Origin of the sequence: Acidovorax sp. A1169 (assembly GCF_030704685.1) — a bacterium.
Lineage (GTDB): Bacteria > Pseudomonadota > Gammaproteobacteria > Burkholderiales > Burkholderiaceae_C > Acidovorax.
On sequence record NZ_JAUZDX010000003.1, the window covers coordinates 42,938 to 61,976 of the forward strand.

General features: G+C 65.8%; 18 protein-coding genes. 4 read left to right on the plus strand and 14 right to left on the minus strand.

The window, feature by feature from the left end:
• Positions 1-66: 66 nt before the first annotated feature.
• Entirely contained in the window at positions 67-705 is a 639-nt protein-coding gene (pdxH, locus tag QYL93_RS06215; RefSeq protein WP_305742842.1) for a pyridoxamine 5'-phosphate oxidase, read from the plus strand.
• Here the strand turns inward: pdxH and QYL93_RS06220 are convergent.
• A complete protein-coding gene (locus QYL93_RS06220) occupies positions 702-1,655 on the minus strand; it encodes an AEC family transporter (RefSeq protein WP_305742843.1) in 954 nt (317 codons plus the stop codon). The two genes, pdxH and QYL93_RS06220, sit on opposite strands and share 4 nt — an antisense overlap.
• Before the next feature lie 66 nt (positions 1,656-1,721).
• The gene (locus QYL93_RS06225) at positions 1,722-3,017 is read right to left on the minus strand and encodes an aspartate carbamoyltransferase (protein ID WP_305742844.1); all 1,296 of its coding nucleotides are present in this window, start codon (positions 3,015-3,017) and stop codon (positions 1,722-1,724) included.
• A gap of 200 nt (positions 3,018-3,217) precedes the next feature.
• On the opposite strand from QYL93_RS06225, the gene QYL93_RS06230 reads away from it, so the two are divergent.
• From QYL93_RS06230 to QYL93_RS06240, 3 genes are read left to right on the plus strand one after another with little or no spacing between them, the layout of a single operon-like run.
• Complete coding sequence (locus tag QYL93_RS06230; protein ID WP_305742845.1) at positions 3,218-5,227, plus strand: TonB-dependent siderophore receptor; 2,010 nt, start codon at positions 3,218-3,220, stop codon at positions 5,225-5,227.
• 3 nt (positions 5,228-5,230) lie between these two features.
• Positions 5,231-5,773, plus strand: coding sequence for a YfiR family protein (locus QYL93_RS06235; protein WP_305742846.1), 543 nt, complete (start codon positions 5,231-5,233; stop codon positions 5,771-5,773).
• Positions 5,770-7,656, plus strand: coding sequence for a bifunctional diguanylate cyclase/phosphodiesterase (locus QYL93_RS06240; protein WP_305742847.1), 1,887 nt, complete (start codon positions 5,770-5,772; stop codon positions 7,654-7,656). Before QYL93_RS06235 ends, QYL93_RS06240 begins: the two co-directional genes overlap by 4 nt.
• A 46-nt stretch (positions 7,657-7,702) precedes the next feature.
• On the opposite strand, the gene map is transcribed toward QYL93_RS06240, so the two are convergent.
• The 12 genes from map to QYL93_RS06300 form a co-directional block, all read right to left on the minus strand.
• Positions 7,703-8,506 (minus strand): type I methionyl aminopeptidase, encoded by an 804-nt coding sequence (gene map, locus QYL93_RS06245; protein ID WP_305742848.1) that lies wholly within the window; start codon positions 8,504-8,506, stop codon positions 7,703-7,705.
• Entirely contained in the window at positions 8,506-8,775 is a 270-nt protein-coding gene (locus tag QYL93_RS06250) for a ParD-like family protein (protein ID WP_305742849.1), read from the minus strand. The genes map and QYL93_RS06250 overlap by 1 nt, the downstream gene beginning before the upstream one ends.
• A gap of 75 nt (positions 8,776-8,850) precedes the next feature.
• The gene (locus tag QYL93_RS06255; protein ID WP_370876944.1) at positions 8,851-10,968 is read right to left on the minus strand and encodes a TonB-dependent receptor domain-containing protein; all 2,118 of its coding nucleotides are present in this window, start codon (positions 10,966-10,968) and stop codon (positions 8,851-8,853) included.
• Positions 10,969-11,166: 198 nt separating this feature from the next.
• Positions 11,167-11,613, minus strand: a complete 447-nt coding sequence (locus QYL93_RS06260; RefSeq protein WP_305742850.1) for a hypothetical protein — start codon at positions 11,611-11,613, stop codon at positions 11,167-11,169.
• Between the two features lie 16 nt (positions 11,614-11,629).
• The gene (locus QYL93_RS06265; protein ID WP_305742851.1) at positions 11,630-12,220 is read right to left on the minus strand and encodes a DUF3299 domain-containing protein; all 591 of its coding nucleotides are present in this window, start codon (positions 12,218-12,220) and stop codon (positions 11,630-11,632) included.
• 65 nt (positions 12,221-12,285) lie between these two features.
• A complete protein-coding gene (locus QYL93_RS06270; RefSeq protein ID WP_057203011.1) occupies positions 12,286-12,540 on the minus strand; it encodes a hypothetical protein in 255 nt (84 codons plus the stop codon).
• Between the two features lie 27 nt (positions 12,541-12,567).
• Positions 12,568-13,794, minus strand: a complete 1,227-nt coding sequence (locus QYL93_RS06275; protein WP_305742852.1) for an ABC transporter permease — start codon at positions 13,792-13,794, stop codon at positions 12,568-12,570.
• Positions 13,795-13,968: 174 nt separating this feature from the next.
• A complete protein-coding gene (locus tag QYL93_RS06280; RefSeq protein ID WP_305742853.1) occupies positions 13,969-14,619 on the minus strand; it encodes an ATP-binding cassette domain-containing protein in 651 nt (216 codons plus the stop codon).
• Entirely contained in the window at positions 14,616-15,041 is a 426-nt protein-coding gene (locus QYL93_RS06285) for a transcriptional repressor (protein ID WP_305743231.1), read from the minus strand. The genes QYL93_RS06280 and QYL93_RS06285 overlap by 4 nt, the downstream gene beginning before the upstream one ends.
• A gap of 234 nt (positions 15,042-15,275) precedes the next feature.
• Positions 15,276-15,821, minus strand: a complete 546-nt coding sequence (gene msrA / locus QYL93_RS06290; protein ID WP_305742854.1) for a peptide-methionine (S)-S-oxide reductase MsrA — start codon at positions 15,819-15,821, stop codon at positions 15,276-15,278.
• Between the two features lie 147 nt (positions 15,822-15,968).
• A complete protein-coding gene (locus tag QYL93_RS06295; RefSeq protein ID WP_305742855.1) occupies positions 15,969-17,084 on the minus strand; it encodes a hypothetical protein in 1,116 nt (371 codons plus the stop codon).
• A 37-nt stretch (positions 17,085-17,121) separates the two neighbouring features.
• Positions 17,122-18,621: an MBOAT family protein gene (locus QYL93_RS06300; RefSeq protein ID WP_305742856.1), complete on the minus strand. Its 1,500-nt coding sequence runs from the start codon at positions 18,619-18,621 to the stop codon at positions 17,122-17,124.
• Between the last annotated feature and the right edge of the window lie 418 nt (positions 18,622-19,039).

Below are 19,039 nucleotides of genomic sequence, written 5' to 3' on the forward strand. Positions count from 1 at the left end.
GCGAATTTTTATTCGGCAACAACCAGCACAGCGCAGCCCGTCTGGTGGGGATGCACAATCGTGGCCATGACCACCTCCATCGCCGATCTGCGCAAGAGCTACGAGCGCGCCGAACTCAACGAAGACGCCTCGCATGCTGCACCCCTGCAGCAGTTTGATCAATGGCTCAAGGAAGCCATTTCCGCCCAGGTACCCGAACCCAATGCCATGACCCTGGCCACCGTGGGCGGGGACCTGCGCCCCAGCACGCGCATCGTGCTCATCAAGGGATTCGACGAGCGCGGCATCGTCTGGTTCACCAATTACGAGAGCCGCAAGGGCCGCCAGATCGCGGGCAACCCGTTTGCGGCGCTGCAGTTCCACTGGGTGGAGCTCGAGCGCGTGGTGCGCATCGAGGGCGTGGTGGAAAAGGTCAGCGACGAGGAAAGCGACGCCTACTTCGCCAGCCGCCCGCTCGACTCGCGCATCGGAGCCTGGGCCAGCCCGCAAAGCCAGGTGATCCCCGGCCGCAGCGTGCTGGTGGCCAACGCCGCCAAGTATGGGGCGCAGTTCCTGCTCAAGCCCCCGCGCCCGCCGCACTGGGGCGGCTACCGCCTCAAGCCCGAGCAGTGGGAGTTCTGGCAGGGCCGCAAGAGCCGCCTGCACGACCGGCTGCGCTACCGCCTTGACGGCGCCGAGTGGGTGCGGGAGCGGCTGGCGCCCTAAACCAGAAAACGGGTCACCAAGATGATCACCACCGGCATGGTGATCAGCGCAAGGGCGGTAGACACGGCCACGCTGGCCGTCACTTCGTCCTGCGCCACCTCGTAGCGCTGCGAGAACAGGAACACATTGGCCCCCACGGGCAGCGATGCGGCCACGATCATCACGGCCAGCGGCATGCCTGTAAGGCCCATGGCCCAGCCCACCGCCGCCATGGCCACCGGGTGCACCAGGCACTTGACCAGCGCGATGCGCATGGCCGCGCGGAAATGCGTGCCCACCGTGGTGAAGGCCAGCGTCACCCCCACCAGCAGCAGCGCCAGCGGCCCCAGGGCCTGGCCCAGCAGCTCCAGCGGCTTGTCGATCACCAGCGGGATCGGCAGGCCCGTCTGCGCATACAAAAGGCCGGCGATGATGGGCAGGGGAATCGGGTGCACGATGCCGTTGCGCACCGCCATGAGCACCGTGCGCAGCATGGAGCGGCCTTCGTGCCCGGGGGTGCCGGCCCGCTCGCGCGCCGCAGCCAGCTCGAACACCACGGTAGCGGCCGTGAGCAGGATCAGGGCGTGCAGGGATATCAGCGTGAACAGCGTGACCAGGCCCGCCTCGCCAAACACCAGGCCCACCAGCGGCACGCCGATCATCACCGTGTTGCTGAACATGTTGGCCAGCGCCCGGGCCGCCGCCAGGCTGGTGAAGCCCAGCAGGGCCATGGTGCCGCCGAACACCAGCCCCGCCGCCGCGAAGTAGGCGGCGATGGGCGCAAAGTCCACATCGCCCAGGTGCACCGAACTCATGGTTCTGAATAGCAGCGCTGGGGTGAGCACCATGAACACCAGGTTAGAGAGGTCCTTGACCGACCCTGCCCTGATCCAGCCGCGGTTGCCCGACAGGAAGCCGATGGCAATGAACAGGACGACGGGGATCAGGGAGGCAAAGACGGGGGAATTCACGGTACGGCAGGCGCGGGGCCAGAAGGGTCGGCGGGCAGAAGGGAAGATGAACGCTGGAGTTTATGGTCAGTCCAGCCCGTCGAACACGGCGTCATCAGGCCCCACGTGGGATGGCGAGCGCCAGCCGGCATCGCGCATGGAGCGCGCCACCTGGTTTTCCACCCCCATCAGCACCGCGAACAGCGCCATGCGGATGGGGATGCCGTTGTCCGTCTGGCGGAAAATGGCCAGGCGCGGGTCGTGGTTGAGGTCGGTGGAGAGGTCATTGGCGCCGGGCCGGCCGTCACGCGGCAGCGGGTGCATGAGGATGGTGTCGGGCTTGCACAGTGCATCGACCAGCGCCTTGCGCACCTGGAACTCGGGCGTGTAGCCCTCGATGGCTTCGCCCACGAAGCGCTCCTTCTGGATGCGCGTGGCATAGACCACGTCGGCACCACGCAGCCCCTCCTCCAGCGAGGCCGTCTGCTCGATCACATGGCCGTTGCGCGCCACCAGCTCCAGCAGGTAGGCAGGCATCTCCAGCGAGGGCGGGGCCACCAGGCTGAACTTGAGGCCCTTGTACAGCGCCAGCAGGCGGATCAGCGAGTGCACCGTGCGGCCGTACTTGAGGTCGCCGACCAGGGCCACATGCGTGCCGTCGACCAGCTTGCCCAGGCGCGAGAACTCGCGCTGGATGGTGTACAGGTCCAGGATGGCCTGGCTCGGGTGCTCGCCCGGGCCGTCGCCCGCGTTGATCACCGGGATGTTGGTGGCGCGCGCGAACTCGGCCACCGCCCCCTGCTCGGGGTGGCGCACCACCAGCGCATCCACATAGCCGGCCATCACCCGGCTGGTGTCGTAGATCGACTCGCCCTTGGCCATGGACGAGAAGGTGAAGCCCGTGGTGTCGCACACCGTGCCGCCCAGGCGGCAGAACGCCGCGCCAAAGCTCACCCGGGTGCGCGTGCTGGCCTCGAAGAACAGGCTGCCCAGCACGGCCCCTTCAAGCACACGTGAGACCTTCTGGCGCCGGGCGATGGGCTGCATCAGGTCGGCGACCTGGAACAGCTCTTCGAGGCTGCCCCGGTCGAACTGGGCCACCGAGAGCAGGTGCGGCCGGCCCTCGGCCGCGATGCGCTGGGCCAGCGGCTTGGCTGCAGGCGCCCTGCCCGGCCCGGCCCCGGTGTCTCGCGCCTCGTGCGCGAGGATTTCGGAGACGAACTTTTCCACCATCTCCGGCATGCTGCGCGCCTCGCCCGAGTGGGCCGGCAGCAGCCAGGTGTCCAGGGCCCGCCGGCGCACGCCCAGCCGGTCGGAAAACGCGTCGCGCGTCAGGTTAAGGCGGCGCATGGCGTCGCGCAGGAAGTCTTGCTGGCTGTTCATGGCGTCAAATTATACGCAATGAGTTTTTAAACAAACGCATTGCGTATATTTTCTTTGAAAGAGGTCACGGGTCAGGTGATCTTGAACTAAGGTAAACACGGGCCTCAGCGAGCACCAGAGGAGTAGCATGCAAGCAGTTGTTACCGCCATCTGATGCGCCTGGGTGGCAGTTGCACGACATGCCACTCGATAGGGATGCCATGACCAACACAGCCCCCCACGCAGGAAGCAGCCGGCTTGCCCTCGGGATCTGCATGGCCGCTTGCCTGGTGCCCAGGGCCCACGCCCAGGCCGATGTCGCCCAGTTGCCGCTGGAGCAACTGATGCAGATGGAGGTACGCACCGCGAGCCGCTACCTGCAGAGCGCGCTGGAGGCCCCCGCCGCGGTCAGCGTGGTGACTGCCGAGGACATTCGCACCTTCGGGTACCGCAACCTGGCCGAGATTTTGGCCAGCATGCGCGGGCTGTATGTGTCCTACGACCGGTCTTATCACTACCTGGGCATGCGCGGTTTTTCCACGCCCGGGGACTACAACACCCGGGTGCTGCTGCTGGTCGACGGGGTCCGGTTCAATGACAACCTGTACGACCAAGCGCCGGTGGGCACGGATTTCCCCATCGACGTCGACCTGATCGAACGCGTCGAGTTCGTGCCCGGCCCCAGTGCAGCCGTCTATGGCGCGAATGCCTTTTTCGGCGTGCTCAACATCATCACGCGCGAGGGCCGGCAGCTCAAGGGTGCGCAGGTCAGCACCGAGCTGGGCAGCCACGGCCACGCCAAGCTGCGCTGGACGCTGGGCACGGTGGACGAACACGGTGGCGACTGGCTGCTGTCCGCATCGCGCTCCACCACCCGGGGCGATGACCTCTACTACCCCACCTACGATACGCCCCAGCAGAACCAAGGGATCGCGCAGGGGCTGGACTACGACCGAAGCACCACCTTGTTTGCCAAGGTGCGGCGCGGGGGCCTGACACTGTCCCTGTCGCATGGCGAACGCGTGAAGGGCCTGCCCACGGCCGCCTTCTCGCAGGTGTTCAACGACCCGCGCTCCCGCGTGGCCGACTCGAGCACGCGCGTCTCTGCGGAGTACGCAGACCTGTGGAGCCCGGCCCTGCATTTCACGGCGCGCATCCATGGCGGGCAGTACCGGTACGTGGGCGACTATGTCTACGACTACCCACCCGTCACCGCCAACCGCGACCTTGGCCGTGGCCGATGGGTGGGCTCGGAGCTGCAATGGGTCAGCACGGCGCTGCAGCGGCACAAGATCTCCTGGGGCGTGGACTACCGGCGCGATCTGGACATCACCCAGCGCAACATGGACCTGGCGCCCGCAGCACAGTACCTGGACAAGAGCAGCACCGGCGATGTCATGGGCATCTACCTGCAGGACGAAGTGGCGCTGCGTTCCGACCTTGTGCTGCACGCAGGGCTGCGCTGGGGCAAGCACTCGGACAGCAAAGGCAGCCTGCACCCGCGCCTGGGCCTGGTTTACCTGGTGGGGCCGGCCACGGCCCTCAAGCTGCTGTATGGCACGGCCTACCGGCCGCCCAACGCCTATGAGCGCGACTACCGCGTGGAAACTCCCGGCGGGGTGGTGGGCACGACCAGCCTGCGCTCGGAGCGCGTGCGCACCACGGAGCTGGTGCTGGAGCACGCCCCTTCGGGTGCCACGCGGGCGCTGGTCACGGTGTTCAAGTCGCGCGTCTCGCACCTGCTGGCCATCGGCGATGCGCCGCAGGCCGACCGGCTCATGTTCAGCGACGCCCACAGTGCCGGCGTTTTCGGGATGGAGGCGGAAATCGAGAGGCGCCTGGGGCCCGATGCCCGGTTTCGCGTGGCCTACAGCTGGCAGCGGGCGCGCGACGCCGCCACCCGCGAAACACTGGCCAATTCGCCCCGGCACCTGCTGAAGGCGCAATGGTCCAGCGCCATCGGCGGCGCCGACGCTGCCCCCTGGGCCCGAGGGCGCTACGGGGTGGAAGCCATCGCCATCGGCGCGCGCAGCACACTGGCATCGCGCCTGCCCGCCCATGCGGTCGCCAATCTGACCTATTCCACCCGGCTGGTGGGCACGGATGTCTCTTTCGGGGTGTACAACCTGTTCGACAAGCGGTTTGCCGACCCTGCGTCCTTTGAGATCCGCGGGGATTCGATGGAGCAGGACGGCAGAACCTGGCGCCTCAAGCTCACCTACGCTTTCTAGGCCATGCTGCACGTGTACCGCCTGCACAAAGCCCTTTTGGCGGGCCTGTGCGTGCTTGCGTGCTGCCCCTGGGGCCGTGCACAGGAGAAGATCGGCGAAAACGAGATGAAGGCGGCCTATGTCTTCAACTTCATCCAGTTCATCGAATGGCCCCAGGGGGACGGCCGCGCCGGCAGCGACTGGACCATCTGCGTGTCCCCCTTCAGTCCCCTGAAGCGCACCCTGCTGGCGCTGGAGGGGCGGCCCGCGCGCAAGGACAACCCCATCCGCATCCGGCTCTGGGAGGCCAACGAGCTCGACGACTGCCGTGTGCTGGTCCTGCATGGCGCGGACACGGAGCGTGCCCTGCGTGCCTTGCGTGCCGCGCCGGGCAAAACCGCGGTGCTGACCATCGCCGACGAACCGGCCACCGCCCCGGCGGAGATCATGATTACCCTGCACCGGGAGGGCGACCGCATCGTCTTCGACATCAATGCCGATGCGATCGGCAAGGCAGGCCTGTCGGTCAGCTCACGCCTGCTGCGCCTGTCCAGGGGGGCCCGATGAATTTCGACAGCCCGGCCAGCGCCGACTCCGAGCAGCTGTCATCGCGCGTGGTGGCGACCGGGCTGCTGGCCACCGGACTGGCCCTGTTGACCATGGTCCTGGCCCTCACGGCCTTCGACTACTGGAGCAGCCGCAAGGCCATGCTCGCGGACAGCCGGGTGGAAGCCGCCATCGTGGCCGACAACGTCTCCACGGCCGTGATGTTCCGCGATGCACACACCACTGAAGAAATGCTGGGCGCCCTCAGGGCGTCGCCCATGGTGCTGATGGCGGGCATCTACGATGCGCAGGGCGTGCTCCTCGCCTCGTACCAGCGCGATGGCGACCAGGTGGCCCCCGGCACACTGCCGGGTGGCGGAAACGGGGACTTCGAGTACCAGGGCCTGTACCTGCTGGAGATGGCCAAACCCGTGAAGTTCAGGGGCAAAAGCTCGGGCAGCATCTACCTGCGCAAGTCGATGGCCGAGGTCTACACCCACCTGGTGATCCGCTTCGGCGGCGCACTGCTGATCGCCGGGGGCACCATGGCGCTGGCCACCGCGCTGGTGCTGCGCAGCCGCGCAGCGGTCGGCGAGGCGGAGCGCCGCCTTCAGGTGCTGGCCCACCAGGACGCGGTCACGGGCGTCGGCAACCGGCACTTCTTCAACGAGCGGCTGGCGCATGAAATCAACCGGGCCGCGACGCTGGGGAGCAAGCTGGCGCTGGTCTACATCGACCTGGACAATTTCAAGGCCTTGAACGACACCTTCGGCCATGCCGCCGGAGACGGCTTGCTGCGCCAGGTGGCGCAGCGCCTGCAGTCGGTGGTGCGGGCGGAGGATGACATCTGCCGCATGGGGGGCGACGAGTTTTCCGTCATCCTGCGGCTGGACATGGACGAGGCAGCCCTTGGCAGCTACGCGGGCAGGATCGTCGCCGTGTTCGAGAAAGGCTTTGTCGAGTCGGACCAGGAGGTGATGGTGACCTGCAGCGCAGGCATCGCCACCTACCCGGGGGACGCGCCGGACCGGGACAGCCTCATCAGCAGCGCCGACACGGCAATGTACCGCGCCAAGGACCTCGGCAAGAACCGCTGCGAGCGCTTCGACGCGTCCATGAACCTCGCTGCCGTGCGCCGGCATGCCATCGAGAAAGCGCTGCGCCAAGTGCTGGAGGACGGGCAAGGCCTGGCCCTGCACTACCAACCGGTGTTTTCGGCCGGGGACCAGAAGATGATCGGTGCCGAGGCGCTCTTGCGCTGGTCGCATGACAAGCTGGGAAATATCCCGCCGCTGGAGGCGGTGATGGTCGCGGAGGAATGCGGCCTGATCGTGCGCCTGGGCTACTGGGTGGTGCACACGGCATGCCGGGACGCTGCGCGATGGCAGGCACAGAGCCAGGACCCCTTGCGCGTGGCGGTCAACGTCTCGGCGCGGCAGCTTAACGACCCGCAGTTCCTGGAGCGCGTGATGGACATCCTGCGCGAGGAAGGCCTGCCGGCCCACCTGCTGGAGATCGAGCTGACCGAGACCGTGCTCATGGAGAACATGGACGCCTGCGCCAGCACGCTGCATCGCCTGAGCCAGCTGGGCGTGCACCTGGCCATCGACGACTTCGGCACCGGCTACTCGTCGCTGGCCTACCTGCGGCGCCTGCCGATGAAACGGCTCAAGATCGACCGCAGCTTCATCCGCGACCTGCCCGAACAGGAGCACAGCCGGATGATCGTCAAGGCCATCATCGCCCTCTCGCACGGCCTGGGCCTGGCCGTCACGGCCGAAGGCGTGGAGACCCAGGCGCAGATCGACTACCTGGTGGGCGCCGGGTGCGATGTGCTGCAGGGGTTTGCGTTTGCGCGGCCCATGCCGGTGGAGCAGTTCGAGGCGATGCAGGCGGCGCGGTAGAGGCCCGACCGATGGCCTCGCCCGCCACCGCCTCAGGGGCGCTGGCTCAGGCAATCGACGGATAGCTCCCCGTGCCCTCGGGCCAGGCCGTCAGCACCTCGAAACCATCGGCCGTCACGGCCACCATGTGCTCCCACTGGGCCGAGAGGGAATGGTCGCGCGTGACCACGGTCCAGCCGTCGGGCAGTTCGCGGGTTTCGCGCTTGCCGACGTTGATCATCGGCTCGATGGTGAAGACCATGCCCTCTTCCAGTGTGATGCCCTGGCCGCGCGTGCCGTAGTGCAGCACCTGCAGGTCCTCGTGGTAGATCTGCCCGATGCCGTGGCCGCAGTAGTCGCGCACCACGCTGAAGCGTTCGCGCTCGGCCACGCTCTGGATCGCATGGCCCACGTCGCCCAACGTGGCTCCAGGGCGTACCTGGCGGATGCCGGCGCACATGGCTTCGTAGGTGGTCTCCACCAGGCGCCGCGCCAGGCGGTTGGGCTCACCCACGTAGTACATGCGACTGGTGTCGCCGAACCAGCCGTCCTTGATGACGGCGACATCGATGTTGATGATGTCGCCCTTCTTGAGCACCTTGTCGGCCGCCGGCACGCCATGGCAGACGACGTGGTTGACGGAGGTGCACACCGTCTTGGTGAAGCCGTGGTAGCCGATGTTGGCCGGTATGGCCTGCAGCTCGTGCACGATGAATTCGCGGCAGCGGTCGTCCAGCGCCTCGGTGGAGACACCAGGCTGCACGTACGGGCCTATCATCTGCAGCACCCGCGCCGCCAACTGGGCGGCAATGCGCGACTGGGCAATCTCGGCGGGCGTCTTGATGATCACCTGGGGGGGCCTGGCTCCCATCACTGCACCCGCCTTACCTGAACGCTGGGCTTGCTGCCGCCATCGGCGGACGGCAAGGCCTGCGCCAAAGCGGCCAGGTCAAAGCCGCCCGCCTGCTCGGCGCGGATCAGCATCTGGCAGATCTGGCTGTGGCTGAGCTCGGGGTGCAGCTCGGCGAGCATGCCCACCCGCATCCAGTGCTCGGCCTGAGCGTTGATGGAACGAGACAGCGCATTGCTGGCAATGCGCAGGTTCTCATGCATTTGGTCGGAAATTTTAACGATACCCATGGGCTGAATTATACGAAACATATACGTTTCGTGTAAACCCCGGGTGTTGGGCCGGCCCTGCGGCCGGCCCAGTCATCAGAACGCGACCTTGACACCCAGCGTCAGGTTGCGGCCCATCAGCGGTGCCGCGTTCTTGATGAACGAGGTGTGGGCATAGGCCAGGCGGTCCGTCAGGTTGTTGGCCTTGAGGTAGACCTGCCAGGGCGTCTCGCCGTTGTACTTGCCGCTGTAGCTCACGCCCAGGTTGAGCATGCCGTAGCCGGGCGTGGCCGATTCAAACTCGGCCACGCGGTTCTGGCGCGCCACCTGCACCCATTCGACCTGGCCGTCCCAGGCGTTCCAGTTGGCGTCCATGCGCACCCCGGCGCGCGTGGCGGGAATGCGCGGCAGCAAGCCGCCGCCGGCCAGCCGGGCACGCACGGTGTCGCCGAACAGCGTGACGCCCAGGTTGCGCGTGAGGCGCTGGCGCACCTGGCCTTCGATGCCGGTGAAGGTGGCGTCGGCCTGGGCATACTGCAGCAGCTGCAGGCCGTCCACCTCGTCGAGCGTGCGGCCGTAGATGTAGTTGCTGATGCGGTTGCGGAACACGCTCACGCCGAAGGTGGTGTCGCCGCTGGTCTTGCGCAGGCTCAGGTCGATGTTCTGCGAGGTTTCGGAGCGCAGGTCGGCATTGCCGCGCTCGTAGGTGCTGGTGGCCATGTGCAGGCCATTGGCGTACAGCTCTTCGGCCGACGGCGCGCGGCTGGCGCGGGTCAGCGAGGTGCCCAGCGAATAGCCGGGCGTGAACTGCCACACGGCGCCCAGCGATGCCGAGGTGCCGTTGTGGCTGCGCTCGATGCCCGAAGTCTCTGCCTCGGCCGTCTGGCGGTCATGGCGCAGCGCGCCTTCGAAGCGCCAGTCGCCCAGGCGGTATTCCTCCAGCACGAACAGGCCGGTCTTGTGCGTGGTGGTGGGCTGCACATAGGCTTCCTCGCCCTCGGCGCTGAACTTGCGCTGCGACGTCTGCAGGCCGAACACGCCCTTGAAGCCGGCAATCGGCTCGTGCTGCAGCTCAAGGCGGGTGTCGTAGGCCTTGTTCTTGAAGGTGGTGCTGATGGCGCCGTCCTCCACCTCGTCGTGCACGTAGTCCGTCACGCCCGCGCGCAGGCGCAGGGCAGAGAAACCGGCAAACGGGTTGCGCAACTCGCCGCGCACGTCGAAGCGCTCGCTGCGCAGGTCCACCACCGGCACATCACCGGCCTCGGCGCCGTGGTCATGGCCGTCCTCTTCACCACCGTGCTCGCCGCAGTGCAGGCTGTTGCCGTGGGTGTGGCAGCCCTCGAAGCTGTGGTTGTGGCCGGGCAGGCCATAGCGTGCCGTCTGGCGCGTGTAGGCGGCACCCAGGTAGCCCCGGTCACCCACCCACGACAGGCCGACGCTGCCGGTGTCGGTGCGGTTGAAGCTGCCCAGCACCTTGCGCGCGGGCTCGCCATTGGGCGCCCAGCCCTTGCCCACGCGGTAGTCGCCGGCATCGCGCGAAACGCCTTCCACATGCACGGCCAGATTGCCGGTGCCGCCGGTCAGCGAGAAGGCCCCTGCCCCCTCGCGCGCACCGGTGTTGGCACGCAGCTCGGCGCTGCCTTCATAGCCCTTTTGCGGGACGGCGGTGGGAATCTTGCCATCGAGCACGTTGACCACGCCGCCCACGGCGCCATTGCCATACACCAGGGCCGAAGGGCCGCGCAGCACTTCGATCTGCGTGGCCAGCAAGGGCTCCGACACCACGGCGTGGTCGGGGCTGATGGTCGAGGCGTCGTGCAGCTCGGCACCATCGGACAGCACCTTCACGCGCGGGCCGTCCATGCCGCGGATGATGGGGCGGCTTGCGCCCGCGCCGAAGTGGCTGCTGGTGATGCCCGGCTCGCTGTTGAGGGTTTCGCCCAGCGTGGCCTCGCGGCGGCGCACGAGTTCGTCGCCCTCGAGCACGCTCACCGGCGTGGTCATTTCGCTGGCGCCCAGTTGCAGGCCGCTGGCGGACACCGTGACGGAAGGCAGGCTGGAGGCGTTGGCTGCGGTGCCGGGGGCAGCGGGGGGCGCCGTCTGGGCGAAGCTGCCGCCCGACGAGATCGCCAGCATGGCGGCCAGGGCCACAGGATGCAAGGTGGGACGCAGGGCAGTACGGCGAGGGGTGGAGTGGCGTTGTGGTGTCGTCATGGTGTTCGTAGGCAAAGGCCAGGCGCAGGTGCGCGCATTCATGCTGCCGGGCAGGCATGGAGAAAAAAGGGGACGCACGGCTGAGCCGCCTGGATTCCAGGCAGCTGCCGCTAGGGGATCAGGGGGATCAAGGGGAAGGGAGCCGGATGCACGCGCCAGCCCCTGCGCAGTGCGGCAGGGATGGCAAAGGCAGAGTCTTCAGCCCCGCAAGGCGGGCGGCCCGCGCGCCTGAAACAGCGCGACATGGCGCGCCTGCACGCGCTCGGCGTGCGTGGCCACCGGCGCCAGGGCCGGCAAGCTGGGCAGCAGCGCCGGTGCGGCGCTGTGCAAGGTATCGCCCAGCGCGAGCTGGTCGAGCAAGAGGCAATCCACCAGGCTGTGGCTGGACAGGAAGCCGCCGAGCAAGCCCGGTGCATGGGCGGACGCATGCTCCACCACGGCCAGCGGGCCATGGCCGGTATGGATCTGCGCCAGCGGCTGGGCATGGGCGATCTGGTGCAGGCGACCGATGGTGGGCACCCAGGCCAGCGCCAGCACCAGCCACACCAGCGCCGCATGGGCCGCCCACCCGCGCCCACCCCGCCGCTGACCGGGGCGGGTGGCAACGGCCGCAAGGGCAGTCGGCTGGATGCGCAGGTGGGTCACGACAAGGATGGTCTGCTTACTTCACCGGCACGGCTTCGACCACGCGGTAGTACAGGCCATAGGGGTCGTTCTGCAGCACGGTGAACCGGCCCTCGACCACCACGGGTTCGAGCGAGTAGCGAACGGGCGTCTTGGCCTTCACTTCGACCATGCTCTCGGGCCCGCCCGGAATGCAGAACGAGCAGGTCAGCGGCACGGAGGTGAGCAGGAAGTGCGTCTGCGTGGCCTTGGCGTCGAGCGGCATCATGAAGCCCTGAATGCGCTGCACCGTCTTGTCCATGCCCTGCTGCTGCGCGTTGAACACGGGCAGGATGCCGTCCTTGGTGGTCTTCTTGGTTAGGTCACTGAGCAACGACCATGGCACCACGTCGGTGCGCTGGGGCAGCGGCGCAATCGGGCTGTTGGGGCTGTGGTAGCCCGCGCCGGAGCCCGTGGGGGCCGCGCCCGGCATGGGCGAACTGAGCACCGGCGTGTTGTAGGGCGCGCCGGCCGTCGCTGCAGGCTTGCTTTCGGCATGGGCGCCGCCCACCCCCGCCAGGGCGCAGGCCAGCACCAGCGCGGCAGACTGGGCTGGCAAGGAACGGGACGAGAGAGGGTGGCGGTGCATGGAAAGTCCTTGGTGGCAGGGCTGGCGTATTTTCTTACAGATGTGCGGGCGTGGCGTGCAATGGGTCAGTGCACATGGCGCATGCCGCAAAATTTACCGATACCTAGACCTTTGCAAGCGACCTGGAGTTCCTTCTGGCACTGGTCATGGCCCTTGCCGGACTCCAGGCACTTGGCCGCGGCCTCGTGCGCGGCTGCCATGGCGCGGTGGCGCTGGATGTCGGCCTTGGTTTCCTGATCGGAGTGCGCGCCCTGGGCGTGCGCCAGGGCGCCAGCCAGCAGCAAGGGGGCCAGGGCCAGGGCGGTGAGCAGCTTTTTCATGGAAATCCTTTCGGGAGCAGTTGGTAATCAGGGTTGACCCAAGAGATCGGCCACTTCGGTGCGGTAGGCCTGCATGGCGGGCAGCAGCGCCGCAAAGGCGGCCACCACCACGGCGATCAGCGGCACGCCCGCCTCGGATGGCAGCCACACCAGGCCGCTCACGGGCAACAGGCCCTGCGCCTGCAGCACCCAGCCCAGCACCTGGGCCAGGCCGTGGCCCAGCAGCAGGCCCAGGGCCGAGGCCATGGCGGCCAGCCACAGGGCCTCGCACAGCACCAGGCCGGCGACGCGGCCCGGGGGCGCGCCCAGCATGCGCAGCATGGCCAGGTCGGTGCGGCGCTCGCGCACGGCATTCCACAGGGCGATGAACACGCTGAGTGCGGCCACGGCCAGCAGCACGCCACCAAAGGCGCGCAGCACATCGGCCCCCACACCCAGCAGGCGCAGCAGGCGCGTGACCTCGATGGCCGGGGCCGCTGCCTGCATCGACGTGTCGGCATTGATCTGGCGCGGCAGCGTGACGGCGGCCATGGGCGTGCGGTAGCGCAGCAGGGCCACGGTCACCTCGCGCTCTTCCTTCATGACCTCAAGGTCTTCGGGCTCGGTGGCGGTGGCCGTCTCGTGCACCATCCAGACGGATTCGGTGGAGGTGAGGATGAGCCGGTCGAGCACGCAGCCGCAGGCGGCCAACACACCGGCCACGCGGTACGGGTGCTCGCCATGGGCATGCCCTCCCCCGCCCAGGCCATGGCTGCCGATGAAGGTGGCGCCGACCAGCGGCGCGCCTGCATGCGCTCCGCCCACGATGCCGCGCGCCACGGTGGCGCCCAGCACCGCGTCCATGGGCTGCTGCCAGGGCTGGCCCTGCGCAACGGTGGCGCCATACAGCGCCAGGTAGTCCGGTGTGGTGCCCACGATGCGAAAGCCCTGGTAGCTGTCGCCCAGGCTCAGCGGGATCACCTGGGCCACCAGCGGGTTCTTCTGCAGGGCCTGCACCTCCTGCAGCGGTATGTTGCCGGTGGGCACATCGATATGGAACACCCCCGCCAGGATTAGCTGCAGTGGGCTGCCCTTGGCCCCCAACACGAGGTCGATGCCGTCCAGGTCGCGCTCGAAGGCGCGGTCGAGCTGCGTGGCCACCAGCAGCACCAGCGTGATGGCCGCCAGGCCCAGCGTCAGCACCAGCAGGTTGAGCACGGCGGCCAGCGGGCGCGCCCAGAGATAGCGCCAGGAAAGGGAAAGAAGCTTGGCCATCGGTATCAGGTATCCATTGCGCCGCGCACCAATCGCGGGGCACGAAACTGGCACGGCCCAAGCCAGCGCCCCCGTGCAAGGGCCGCCCCGCCGCACTGGGGGCGTTCCCCTCCCAGATTGCGAAGCAATATGAGAGAGGGGGAAGGCGCGAAGCGACTCAGGGGGTGTTTCACTTCAGGCGTTCAGGTCGAGTTGCTGCAGCCCCTGCACGGAGGCCAGGGCCTGCACCACGCGCTGGTCGTGGGTGGCGATGACCAGGCTGGCATCGCAGGCAGTGGCGCAGGCCTGCAGCAGAGCCAGGGCGTCGGCGGCGGCCTCGTCATCGAGGCTGGCAGTGGGTTCGTCCGCCAGCAGGATCTGTGGCGTGAGCAGCACCGCCCGCGCCAGCGCCACGCGCTGCGCCTGCCCGCCCGAAAGCTGGTGCGGCCGGCGCGCGGCCAGCTCGGCCACACCCACCTGGGCCAAGGCGCGGTTGATGGCCGCATCATCACGCGGCAGGCCGGCCGCAAAGTACACCAGGGCCAGGTTATCGGCCACGGTGAGCGCGCTGCTCAGGTGCAGCTTCTGCGGCAAAAAGCCCACGCTGCGGGCGCGCCAGGCATCGATCTCGGCGCCGCGCTGCGTGCCCAACTGGGTGCTGGCCACGAACAGGTCGCCGCCGGCGGGTGAACGCAGGCCGGCGAGCAAGGCCAGCCAGGTCGACTTGCCCGTGCCCGAGCGCCCGCGCAGCAGCAAGGTGCCGCCCTGGCGCAGGTCCACGTCGGGAAAACGCAGTGCTTCACCGCCTGCGGCATAGGCGTACGAAAGGCCCCGTGTGCGGATCATGAGGCGGCCCCCTCGGCCGGATGCGCGCACCCTGCGCAACGGCCCCGCACGGCAATGTCCACCGCCAGGCTTTCGTGCCCTGCCGTGGCCAGCGCCTGCAGCACCTGCTTCAAGGCGCTTTGCACGCGCGCCGAGCCCTGCGCCAGGCGAAACTGGCGGTGGCAGTCACCGCACTCGAAGCGGGGAGCCGTGCCCTCCCCGCCCTGCGGCGCCAGCGCAAAGCGCGTGACGCGGGCGGCATCCACCTGCCGCTGCAGCAGGCCGGCGGCGGCAAAGCGCTCGAGCATGCGGTAGACGGTGACCTTGTTGACCGGCGCACCCGCGGCAGCCAAAGCGGCCTCCACCTCGGACTCGGACAGCGCGGCCTCGGGCCGCGCCTCATACAACGCGGCCAGGGCCCGCGTGGCCCTGGTGGCGCGCATGCCGGGCGGCAGAGCCCAGGAAATGCCTGCGTTGGGAGAAGGAGGGGTGGAGCGTGCAGTGGGCATGGGCGGCATCGCACCGGCAGTATGCCGGTAACGCAAGCGGATTGCATTATGCCCCGTGCAGGGATGGTTCCGGCACAGAGACCTGCCGATGCTGGCGCCTTTTGCTGCCGGGCCGAAGAAAACCCGCCTTCAGGCGGGTTTTGATGGAAGCCTGGGCGGCAGCCCCGGTCAATCTTCCTTCAGGTACTTGCGGAAGGTCTTGCGGAACTTGTCCACCTTGGGCCCCACCACCATGGCGCAGTAGCCCTGCCCCGGGTGCTTGGCGAAGTAATCCTGGTGGTAGTCCTCGGCCGTGCTGTAGTTGGCCAGGGGTTTCACCTCGGTGGTGATGGGCGCGCCGAACAACTTGTCCTGCGACATCTGGCGCACCATGCCGTTGGCCAGCTCGCCGTGGGCCGGGTTGTCGTAGTAGATGCCACTGCGGTACTGCGTGCCCACGTCGTTGCCCTGGCGGTTGAGGGTGGTCGGGTCGTGGGTGTGGAAGAAGATCTCCAGGATTTCTTCGAGGCTGATCTCGTCGGCATCGAAGGTCAGGCGCACCACCTCTGCGTGGCCGGTGTCGCCCTGGCAGATCTGCTCGTAGGTCGGCTGGATCGTCTGGCCGTTGGTGTACCCGCTTTCCACGTCGGTGATGCCGCGCACGCGGTCAAACACCGCCTCGGTGCACCAGAAGCAACCGCCGCCCAGGGTGATGGTTTGTAGTCTCTCTGCCATGTCGGTCTCCATGCAATGACGTATTTCCATGGCATGGTACGCGGCCTGGGGTGCCGCAGTGCGGGCGGGGCCATTGCGGCAGGTGAGGTTGCTGGCCGGTGGCGCGAACCGGCGCGGCTCACGCTGACCCCGCCGCCATCGTTGATTTCACCGGGATTGGGCGTCTTTCGGGGCCGCCTGGTTTAACGACGCCACAGGCGGAGGAACCGTAAACCATCCGTTTCTCGCATCTCTTTCCACCACCGTGAAAAACACGTAGTCCGGCTTCCAGTTGTCGACCAATTGAACCAGGCGCCCACCGGGTTTGATGGCCTCGTGCCAATGCAGTTGGACTACGTCGCTGAATGTGGCCTCCATCATCAGCGACATCGAGTCGCCAAACGAATCCCTCAACCACAGTACCTTCTTGTTGTTTAAGGCATTGGCTGTGCGGACAAGGACCGGCTTGGTCGGGGGTATCGTGGTCAGATGCCCGCCAGTGTGCAGGAGTTTCTGGGTGTCCAAGTCAATCCGGGTGCTTTGCAAAGGAAAATCGGACGCACGAATAGCCAATCGGGTGTCGGAAAGCTGTGTTGGCAGCCGGAGAAAATTGGCCAGATCCCCGCCCCTCGTTTCCTCGCTGGATTTCAGTGCATACGCCTCACTGGGTGGCCATTGCAGCTCTGGTGCTACGGGGCCAACATGCTGGGCAAAGGCGCGAAATCCCATCGCAGAGCCAAGACTGTTCCAATGGGTATCCAGCTTGTAATAAAAGTCGGCCTCCTGATGGGCTTTGGCTTTCAACAAAGGCGAGCGAAGATCGACATAAAGAACGTTGCCCGTTTCAGAAATCAGGGCATCTGTGGCATTGGGTGATATGGGCTGCGCCCAGCGGGGCAAATGCTCGGGGTAAATGCTTCCCTTGTTGGGGCCTATCATGACCCTGAAAAGCTGGACTCCCTTGCTTGCGAAATAAGTGTCCCAGGCAGCAGCGGCCACACCAATTTGCTTTGCCAGTTGCACATCGCCCGCAGCAGGCGAATGCCTGGCCGCTGACAGCGTGGACTCGAATGCATCCCCCAGGAAGAGCCAACCGTCACGGCCGATAACGACACTCCTGGAGTTGATGCTGATGCCCAATGGATACAGCCACTTCGCCGCAAAGCTCGATGCGAAATCCATGTTGTAGAAAAAAGACTTCTCCCATTGGATCGTTTCAAAATTGCGTACGCGAGAAATGTTGACCGCCGGTACTATCAGCAGACTTGCCAACAGGGCGATCAAGAAAACGCTTGCCCGATGTTTCATCGTGATTTTTTTATTAGAAATTGAAGTACAAGAACACCGAACTCGTGGTTGCAAGCATGGCGTACATTGCAATGGAGAAAAGAATGCCGCCATAAACAAGCTTGGCATTCCCCAAGGATCCGCTTGCTATTTCGATAGAATTTTTTTGGCGAACAATGGCAAAGGCGAAGGCAATGGCCATGTATGCAGGCAGATGCCCAACCAACCCTGCGGGGAGGTATTGCAGCAAGACATCGGAAAACCAGCCCGCCCACGCAAAATCAGCCGTCGGTGCCGAGGCAACGGAGTCGCCAAGGACCGAGCGGAAATCAACCATCCCCTGCAACACGCGCTCCGCGTCTCCCATTGTTTTCGCACGGAAGAAAACCCACGTCATGTTCACGAACACGAAAGTCAACAGCCATGCCAAGGCGGTGGGCATAGGGCGTCCCCACTGCTTCCAAAGGCGGTGAACTCCGAGTGCACCTCCATGCAGGGCACCCCATATCACGAACATCCAGGTCGCGCCATGCCACAGGCCACCCAGCACGAATGTGATGAAAATATTGATGTAGGTCTGGTACTCCAGCCCCCGGTTACCACCCAGGGGGATGTACAGATAATCCCGCAAAAAACTGCTGAGAGTGATGTGCCAGCGCCGCCAGAAATCCTGAATGTTCAATGACTTATAGGGCGAGTTGAAATTGATGGGCAATGAAATGTTGAACAGCAACGAAGCGCCTATTGCCATGTCGCAGTACCCGCTGAAATCGAAGTACAGCTGAAAGGTGTAGGCCAGGCTGGTTGCCCATGCGGCGAAAAAACCGAGATCCTGGCCTCCGTCGAACCCAGCGTCCGCCCAGCCCGCAAAGTTGTCGGCAATGACTACTTTTTTGAACAGGCCGATGGAAAAAATGAACAACCCCTTGAGAATGTTCGATTTTCTCAGCATCAGGGTCCAGCGCGAAGCGAACTGTGGCATTATTTGCTGGTGGTGAACAATAGGTCCCGCAATAAGGTGCGGGAAAAATGTCACGAACAGCGAGTAGTTCAATACGCCATATTTTGCAGTTTCCCCACGGTAGCTATCCACCAGATACACGATCTGCGTAAACGTGAAAAAACTGATCCCCAATGGCAGCACGATGTGGGGAAGAGCATGCGCTGTGCCAAAGATGGTGTTGACGTTGTCAAGCAGAAAGTCGGTGTACTTGTAATACCCCAGCACCAGCAAATTGGCGGCAATGCCTGCGGCAAGAACGGTTTTTCTGCTGATTCCACGATCCGGTTTGTGCGCAGCGTCGGCGGACATGGAATGCGACCTTGCCAGGCGCGAACCAATCAGGAAGTTAAAAAATATGGAAGCCAGAATCAGAGGCAGGTAATTGATGTTCCAGTACGAGTAAAAAAACAGGCTCGCTACCACGAGCCAGGCCTTTCCAGCAGTGATCCAATGCCGGTGATTCATCGCGAAATAGACGAGCACCACGATCGGCAGATAGACCAGAATGAACTGCCACGAACTGAAAACCATATTGACTGGCCATTTCCGGCAAGGCCGGTGGCTTGGAGATGTGAGCCGCTCAGAGCGGTGAGACGGGGAGGTGACCTGCCCCTCTTGACGTACTGCTTAACCCTCCAATTATGCAGGGCAAATTCAGCCGTGAAGTGCATGCAACAACCTTGACTTCAAGGAATGGGGGCGGTGATCGTACCCCAGCCCCTTGGGAAGAGCGTCGGTGCGCGCCGGGCCTGGATGAACAAGGCGTCTGCCCGGCAAACTGCAGGTACCGTTCAGCGCGCTCGAAGGCGTCTTCGGTAGAGCTCGCCTCGGCTCGACCCCTCGTAGCAGCTATATATGTAGTACCCCGGGTGCCCAGGTCGTTGCACCGGCCGTGAGCGTTGTCGGGTCGTCCGTGGGAAGGAAGCCTCCAGGAGCTCTTTCCGAGACC

Bases quoted from the DNA above. Each gene is read 5' to 3' on its own strand.
- pdxH (WP_305742842.1), top strand. From the start codon at position 67: ATGACCACCTCCATCGCCGATCTGCGCAAGAGCTACGAGCGCGCCGAA.
- QYL93_RS06225 (WP_305742844.1), bottom strand. From the start codon at position 3,017: ATGAACAGCCAGCAAGACTTCCTGCGCGACGCCATGCGCCGCCTTAAC.
- QYL93_RS06230 (WP_305742845.1), top strand. From the start codon at position 3,218: ATGACCAACACAGCCCCCCACGCAGGAAGCAGCCGGCTTGCCCTCGGG.
- QYL93_RS06235 (WP_305742846.1), top strand. From the start codon at position 5,231: ATGCTGCACGTGTACCGCCTGCACAAAGCCCTTTTGGCGGGCCTGTGC.
- QYL93_RS06240 (WP_305742847.1), top strand. From the start codon at position 5,770: ATGAATTTCGACAGCCCGGCCAGCGCCGACTCCGAGCAGCTGTCATCG.
- map (WP_305742848.1), bottom strand. From the start codon at position 8,506: ATGGGAGCCAGGCCCCCCCAGGTGATCATCAAGACGCCCGCCGAGATT.
- QYL93_RS06250 (WP_305742849.1), bottom strand. From the start codon at position 8,775: ATGGGTATCGTTAAAATTTCCGACCAAATGCATGAGAACCTGCGCATT.
- QYL93_RS06255 (WP_370876944.1), bottom strand. From the start codon at position 10,968: ATGACGACACCACAACGCCACTCCACCCCTCGCCGTACTGCCCTGCGT.
- QYL93_RS06265 (WP_305742851.1), bottom strand. From the start codon at position 12,220: ATGCACCGCCACCCTCTCTCGTCCCGTTCCTTGCCAGCCCAGTCTGCC.
- QYL93_RS06270 (WP_057203011.1), bottom strand. From the start codon at position 12,540: ATGAAAAAGCTGCTCACCGCCCTGGCCCTGGCCCCCTTGCTGCTGGCT.
- QYL93_RS06275 (WP_305742852.1), bottom strand. From the start codon at position 13,794: ATGGCCAAGCTTCTTTCCCTTTCCTGGCGCTATCTCTGGGCGCGCCCG.
- QYL93_RS06280 (WP_305742853.1), bottom strand. From the start codon at position 14,619: ATGATCCGCACACGGGGCCTTTCGTACGCCTATGCCGCAGGCGGTGAA.
- QYL93_RS06285 (WP_305743231.1), bottom strand. From the start codon at position 15,041: ATGCGCGCCACCAGGGCCACGCGGGCCCTGGCCGCGTTGTATGAGGCG.
- msrA (WP_305742854.1), bottom strand. From the start codon at position 15,821: ATGGCAGAGAGACTACAAACCATCACCCTGGGCGGCGGTTGCTTCTGG.
- QYL93_RS06300 (WP_305742856.1), bottom strand. From the start codon at position 18,621: ATGGTTTTCAGTTCGTGGCAGTTCATTCTGGTCTATCTGCCGATCGTG.